Annotated in this window: 8 protein-coding genes; 4 read left to right on the top strand and 4 right to left on the bottom strand. The window is 52.4% G+C overall.

Annotated elements, in window-relative coordinates:
• Together ACZAHD_RS20730 and tssB are read right to left on the bottom strand one after the other, a co-directional pair.
• Positions 1-766, bottom strand: a 766-nt coding sequence (locus ACZAHD_RS20730; RefSeq protein ID WP_462458437.1) for a type VI secretion system contractile sheath domain-containing protein, incomplete at its 3' end; no start/stop codon positions are given.
• 40 nt (positions 767-806) lie between these two features.
• A complete protein-coding gene (gene tssB / locus ACZAHD_RS20725; protein WP_462458436.1) occupies positions 807-1,304 on the bottom strand; it encodes a type VI secretion system contractile sheath small subunit in 498 nt (165 codons plus the stop codon).
• 635 nt (positions 1,305-1,939) lie between these two features.
• Between tssB and ACZAHD_RS20720 the strand changes: the two genes are divergently transcribed.
• Positions 1,940-2,422: a WbuC family cupin fold metalloprotein gene (locus ACZAHD_RS20720; protein ID WP_462458435.1), complete on the top strand. Its 483-nt coding sequence runs from the start codon at positions 1,940-1,942 to the stop codon at positions 2,420-2,422.
• A gap of 135 nt (positions 2,423-2,557) precedes the next feature.
• On the opposite strand, the gene cynR is transcribed toward ACZAHD_RS20720, so the two are convergent.
• Entirely contained in the window at positions 2,558-3,463 is a 906-nt protein-coding gene (gene cynR / locus ACZAHD_RS20715) for a transcriptional regulator CynR (protein ID WP_462458434.1), read from the bottom strand.
• Positions 3,464-3,604: 141 nt separating this feature from the next.
• On the opposite strand from cynR, the gene ACZAHD_RS20710 reads away from it, so the two are divergent.
• The 3 genes from ACZAHD_RS20710 to ypdK all read left to right on the top strand — a co-directional run bounded on the left by ACZAHD_RS20710 (position 3,605) and on the right by ypdK (position 5,702).
• A complete protein-coding gene (locus tag ACZAHD_RS20710) occupies positions 3,605-4,063 on the top strand; it encodes a nucleoside deaminase (RefSeq protein WP_462458433.1) in 459 nt (152 codons plus the stop codon).
• The gene (locus ACZAHD_RS20705) at positions 4,060-5,253 is read left to right on the top strand and encodes a cyanate transporter (RefSeq protein WP_462458432.1); all 1,194 of its coding nucleotides are present in this window, start codon (positions 4,060-4,062) and stop codon (positions 5,251-5,253) included. The genes ACZAHD_RS20710 and ACZAHD_RS20705 overlap by 4 nt, the downstream gene beginning before the upstream one ends.
• A gap of 377 nt (positions 5,254-5,630) precedes the next feature.
• On the top strand, positions 5,631-5,702 hold the full coding sequence (gene ypdK / locus ACZAHD_RS20700) for a membrane protein YpdK (RefSeq protein WP_099130696.1): 72 nt from the start codon (positions 5,631-5,633) through the stop codon (positions 5,700-5,702).
• A gap of 70 nt (positions 5,703-5,772) precedes the next feature.
• Here ypdK and ACZAHD_RS20695 read toward each other — a convergent pair.
• Positions 5,773-6,230: aminotransferase class I/II-fold pyridoxal phosphate-dependent enzyme (locus ACZAHD_RS20695; protein ID WP_462458431.1), on the bottom strand; the 458-nt coding region annotated here is incomplete at its 5' end.

Here is a 6,230-nt window from a genome sequence, read left to right as displayed (position 1 = left end):
AATCGTCTGTCTCGCGGAAAGATTTCCACTTGATGTACTCTGCGCGATCAAAGTAGTTGCTGATATCTTTGATGGCCGCCACCTCTTCCATTGACTCTTTGAGGAAGAATTTCGGGCCCGCAGAGCCAATAAACGGCATGTGCGCGGCGGCGGAGACTTTTGAAATATTACGTATCAGCGCCACATCCTGCGCGCTGGCATCAAACTCATAAGCGGAGATCACTGCCGCAATCGGCTCTCCACCCGGGGTGTCGTATTCAGCGATATAGGTCTGCTTGTACAGGCCGCTCTGAACAATTTCTGGAGAATCCTCGAAATCCTGACGCAATTCTTCTTTCGACAGATCGAGGAGTTCCAGCTTCACGTTCTGGCGAAAGTCAGTTTTGCTCACCAGGGACTGAAGGCCACGCCACACGGACTCCACTTTCTGGAACGCGTCATTGTGCATAACTTCATCAAGCTGACGGCTGATCTGGAAATCCAGTTCAGCGATATGGTAGTCCAGTAATGTCTTATCGAGCTTCTCGACTTTCTGACCGGACTTGTGCAGACACTGCATGAAAACCTGAACAGCGGCGGTAACACGTTCATCGGCCGAGGTTTCCGCCATTACGGTATTATCTTCAAACCCATTCAGATCACCCATTTCAGCGACCGGAGTTAAATTAATTTTGTCAAACAGTGAGGCATATACACCGTTCTGTGGCAGCATTTTTTCAACTGTGACTGCCCTTCCCTCATTCTGGATTTCATTATTTACTGACATCAGAATTTTCTCGTTAATATTCCGTTAAAGTTTCCAGACATTAATCCTGGGCCGGGGCAAGCGCATTCAATTCACTGCGCAGTTCATCGGAAAGAGCAGGATCTTTTAAAATGATTTCCAGTTCTTTCCTGAAAGTAACGTTGTCCAGCAGATTGGATTTCAAATCACGTAACAAATTACGCATAGCAAGCATCACACGGAGCTGTGGAATTTGCCGCGCTATCGCCTCAGGTTCAAAATCCTTCATATCCTGAAAGACCAGCTTCACATTTTCTTCGGAGCCATCGTTGGCGAGAGTATTTTTAACGGTGAGATAAACTTCGGGATTAAGATCCGCGAGAACGCTGTTGAAATTGCTCATAGTGATATTGATTTTTTCGCGCTCTGAAAGCGTCCCTTGCGCCTTACCATTGCTGAAGTCACCGACACTCAGGAGCTTCAATGGCAGCTCAACTTTCTTCTGCGCGCCTCCCGTCACCAGATCCAGCTTTATATTTACACGCGCACGAGGTATCTCATTCTGAAATGATTCAGACATATATATTTATCTCCTGAATAAATTAGTCCCTTTGCCGGACAGAGTATCGCCATATAAAAAAGAGTTTTTTATTTTAACCAGTAATTTGCTTTAACGTAAAGCAGGTAAAAAGAAGAGTGATGATTTCAGAATACTCATAAGATATTTAACGATAGTGTAAACACCGCATCATCACTGGATTTTCAGGTTAAATCGATCAACCATTCTCAAAAAAAATAAAACAACAACCGCATTAAAATAAGAATATTACCCGATCATTGTGAGGAAAAATCTCATATTTAAAAAACAGAGTCATATTAAATCTGCCACGTCTTTGTAAAAAGACAATTCATAAAATGAATGAGTGATATTCTTGTACCTCTGGCATAGATAATAATCATCCGAATTAATGGACGGTGTCACATATATAAAAAGGAGCGCTCTACGGCCCACCATGATCAGGGAGTCTCCAAAAGGTCAATGACGTCAACGTGTTGACTTTGCCATACGATATGGCGCCTGATGAAACCGAAAAACAGTGCGCGCCAGTAAGGGGAAATGGATACAATGCAGAACGGACTTTCTGCAAAGCAGTGCAGAGCTCATCCACGGTCGCGAAACCCTTCGCAATCTCAGACTTCACGTCAGGCGGCTAAATGAAATACATCTCTTTCAGTGACATGCAACAGCAGAGCGAAGCGGCAGCACGTTCACCTCGTTTGCGTGCACATCGTAATTTTCACCCGGAATTAACCGATCCCGTTCAACGTCTGGCGATCGCGATGGAACCGGGAACCTATATTCGCCCTCATCGTCATCCGCACACTTTTGAGCTGCTGTTAGCTCTCAGCGGGCGCTTTGTGGTACTGACTTTTGATGATCTCGGTTACGTCACTCGCCGCATCGTATTAGGCGAAGAGTGTACGGCGTTAGAAATGGATGCCGGGACCTGGCATGCGGTTCTGTCGCTGGATGCAGGCGGCGTCATTTTTGAGGTCAAACACGGCGGTTATCAGCCGGTTGCTGCCGGGGATTATGTCTCGTGGGCGCCGGCGGAAGGTGAAGCGGGGACGCTGGAGTTGATGGAATGGTATCGTCACGCAGAAGTTGGCGACGGTGGACACCTTCGCTCGCTCTGACCGGGGCGGTTAACACAAGTCCGCTGCAAGGAAGCGGCGGATGAATATCTTCCCCCCCCCCCGAGAATAAACAGCCATCATAAATATAAGAAAAAACAAAATCCCGCGCGCTGACTGACCTGTGCTGATATATATTCACCCCGGCAGGGTTTTCTCACTGCGAATCTCCCCGGCAACCTGCAATGCCATCGTGCTAAACGCGCGCGCTGCGGCGCTCTGCCAGGCCTCTTTGTGCTGCAGCAGGCACGCCGTTCGCTCCAGCAGTACCGGCGTAAGCATCACCGCAACCAGATTGTCGCAACCCTGCACGATAGCGGCCGGTAACAGCGTACCAAGCTGGGTATGCTGAATCGCCGTCAACACCGCGCTGATAGAGTTAGCCTCCATGTGCACCATTGGCTGAATACCATGCTGCCGGCAATAGCTGTCGATTTGCCTGCGCGTCGCAAACTCCTCGCTCAATAAAATCAACGATTGCTGATTGAGCGCCCCCAGCTTCATGTATCGGTGGCCCGCCAACGGATGATGCCGCGCCACCACCAGCGCCAGCGTTTCGCTGAACAAAGGCGCGGCCACGATATCCCGCGAGCCGCTATCGGCAAAAGCAATCCCGGCATCCAGCTCATCGTTAAGCAATAACGCTTCCATCCGGTCCTGGGCCATTTCACGTATTGTCAACGTGATGTTCGGATAACGCTGATAAAAAGCCGCTACCAGCGGCCCCATAAAGTAGGTCGTAAACGTCGGCGTCATCGCCACCCGCAGTGTTCCCCGCTGCAGGTCTTCTACATCCAGCAGCGCTCGTTTGCCTTCTTCCAGATCCTGTAGCACCCGGCGGGCGTAAATAAGCCAGATCTCGCCGGAATCGGTCAAACGAATCTGCCGTCCGCTGCGGTCAAATAACAGGACGCCCAACATCTCTTCAAGCTGGCGGATCTGTTGTGAAAGAGCCGGTTGCGAAACATGCAGAGCTGTTGCGGCTCGGGTAAAACTGCGCTGTTCCGCAACTGCCAGAAAACAGGTGAGATGGCGTAGCAGCATGGACAACCTCATAAGTAAAACAAATAGATTAAATCATAAATAAGTCTTTTAACTTATAAAACAAAATGCGTACTCTGACCCTGTGTATAACCGAAAGATTCACCTTCCCGCAACTTATCTGCTTTCATCTCCGGAGCCGCTATGTCCGTTCACGATACCTATCTTCAGCACGCCACCGCTCTCGCCAAAGCCAATGTTGCAAACGGCGGGCGTCCGTTTGCTGCACTCATCGTCCACAGAGATGATATTGTCGCCCGGGCCGTCAACACCCTACATCAAAACGGCGATCCGACCGCACATGCCGAACTCAACACCATTCGCGACGTTTCACTGCGTCTGGGCAGCCAGGTGCTCAACGAGTGCATCATTTATGCCAGCGGTCAGCCCTGCCCGATGTGTCTGAGCGCTATCTATTTGACTGGCATACGCGAGGTTTATTTCGCCAACAGTCACCGGGATGGCGAGCCCTTCCGGCTCTCCACTGCCGCAATCTACCGACAGCTAAATCAACCGCCAGAAGCGCAATCACTCCCGATTCACCATAGCCCTCAGCCCGAGGGCCTCGCGCTTTATCAGCTGTGGGCGGATAGGCAAAAATGAGCCCAGGGTCCCGCAACAGCCTGATACTTCTGGTGCTGGTACTGGTCGGCATCAATATGCGCCCGCTTTTGACTTCCATCGGCCCACTTCTTCCCCGGCTCCAACAGGCCAGCGGAATGGGGTTTACCCTCGTGTCACTACTCACCGCGATCCCGGTCATCGCAATGGGACTCCTGGCGCTGGCAAGTCCGTGGACACAGCGCCATATCAGTGAAAATCGTGGGATCGTGCTGAGCCTGATGATGATTGCCTCAGGCGCTGTGCTTCGTGAATTTACGCCGCATAGCGGGCTGTTGCTGAGTAGCGCCCTGCTCGGCGGGATCGGAATTGGTATTATTCAGGCAACGATTCCGGCAGTGATAAAGCGTCAGTTCCCCCAACGAACGCCGCAGGTCATGGGCCTGTGGTCAGCGGCGCTGATGGGCGGCGGAGGTCTGGGAGCCGCATTGACGCCATGGCTGGCGCAGCACAGCGCCCTTTGGCATTACGCGCTCGCCTGGTGGGCTCTGCCCGCCATCGCGGCGCTGTTTGGCTGGTGGTCCATCAGCCGCATGCAGCCTGCCGGGCCACAGCGGGTCACTCCCCTAAGCAGGTCTGTTTTCCGTCGCCGCCGCGCCTGGACCCTCGGGATTTACTTCGGCCTGATTAATGGCGGCTACGCCAGCCTGATCGCCTGGCTGCCGCCCTATTATATGCAGTTGGGCTACAGCGCCCAGTTTAGTGGAACCCTGCTGGCCATGATGACCATAGGCCAGACCGCAGGTGCGCTGCTGATACCAATGCTGGCTCGTCACGACGATCGCCGCAGCCTGTTGCTATTGACGCTGATGTTGCAGCTTATTGGTTTCTGCGGGTTCATCTGGCTGCCGCTACAGGTCCCGCTACTGTGGGCAGTATGCTGCGGCGTAGGCTTAGGTGGCGCATTTCCCTTGTGCCTGGTACTGGCCCTCGATCACGCCCGCCATCCGGCGATTGCCGGCCGACTGGTGGCCTTTATGCAGGGCATCGGTTTCATGGTGGCCGGCGCCTCCCCATGGTTGTCGGGCCTGCTGCGCAGCCTGAGCGGCGACTATGTGCTGGACTGGACGTTTCATGCCATCTGCGTCGCCGCTCTGATGGGCGTCACCCTGCGTTTTGTACCGGCACACTATCCGCAAGCATGGCGTCAGCCGGAACCCGCCGCCGATTAAGCCCGAATGTTGCGGTGTGGGAGAGCATTTCCCGCGCCGCATTGCCGGCATGCGCCAATAGAATAAATTCCAAAATCAAGCAGCTATAGCGTAAAAGCAGCTACGGCGAAAACCGTCGCCAAAATGGAATTTATTACCGAATGAAATTAATGTGTCGCCGAATCACGACAGTCGTAAGTAACTAAAAATTAATAAAAAAATGCCTCTTGTTTCCCTCATTTTTTAGGCGTACATTAGCGCCATCTGGAGCAGTTATCGCACAGAATTTCGCTCTGCCGCGGCCGCCAGAATCATCTGGTTTGACTGCGACAGATCAGAATCAACAATCAAGAGTAAATTCATTTAGGCGTTTCGCCGAGAACGCGGAGTGATGAGTCGTGAAATACTTTATTATGGGCGTATCTTTTATGGTCATCGTTTGGGCCGGTACTTTTGCCCTGATGATTTAAGCACCGCCAGAGTCAAAAAAACGGGAGCCCACGGCTCCCGTTTTTGTCGGTGTTGTTCCTGACTCCACCGTTATTCGAGGCTTTCACCGGCTGACTTGCCCAATGCAGGCAGCAGACCGTCGGCACGAAACATCGATTTGATCCCGCGAATGGCCTGGCGGATACGATCGCGGTTTTCGATAAGCGCAAAGCGCACATGGGTATCACCATAATCACCGAAGCCGATCCCCGGCGAAACGCATACTTTCGCGTCCTGCAGCAGCTTTTTCGCAAACTCCAGCGAGCCCAGCGCCGCATACTGCTCGGGGATCTTCGCCCAAACGTACATCGATGCCTTCGGACACTCGACCATCCATCCTGCTTCGTGCAGCCCTTTAACCAGCACATCGCGACGGCGCTTATATTGCTCGGCGATATCACGAACGCACTGCTGGTCACCTTCCAGCGCCGCAATTGCCGCGACCTGCAGAGGGGTGAAGGTGCCATAATCGTGATAGCTTTTAATACGCGCTAATGCATTGACCAGCG

This window comes from Raoultella sp., from assembly GCF_039594335.1.
Classification (GTDB): domain Bacteria; phylum Pseudomonadota; class Gammaproteobacteria; order Enterobacterales; family Enterobacteriaceae; genus Klebsiella.
This window is presented reverse-complemented; position numbering and strand designations above follow the sequence as displayed.

Coding starts and splice junctions, on each gene's coding strand:
- tssB (WP_462458436.1), bottom strand. CDS start 1,304: ATGTCTGAATCATTTCAGAATGAGATACCTCGTGCGCGTGTAAATATA.
- ACZAHD_RS20720 (WP_462458435.1), top strand. CDS start 1,940: ATGAAATACATCTCTTTCAGTGACATGCAACAGCAGAGCGAAGCGGCA.
- cynR (WP_462458434.1), bottom strand. CDS start 3,463: ATGCTGCTACGCCATCTCACCTGTTTTCTGGCAGTTGCGGAACAGCGC.
- ACZAHD_RS20710 (WP_462458433.1), top strand. CDS start 3,605: ATGTCCGTTCACGATACCTATCTTCAGCACGCCACCGCTCTCGCCAAA.
- ACZAHD_RS20705 (WP_462458432.1), top strand. CDS start 4,060: ATGAGCCCAGGGTCCCGCAACAGCCTGATACTTCTGGTGCTGGTACTG.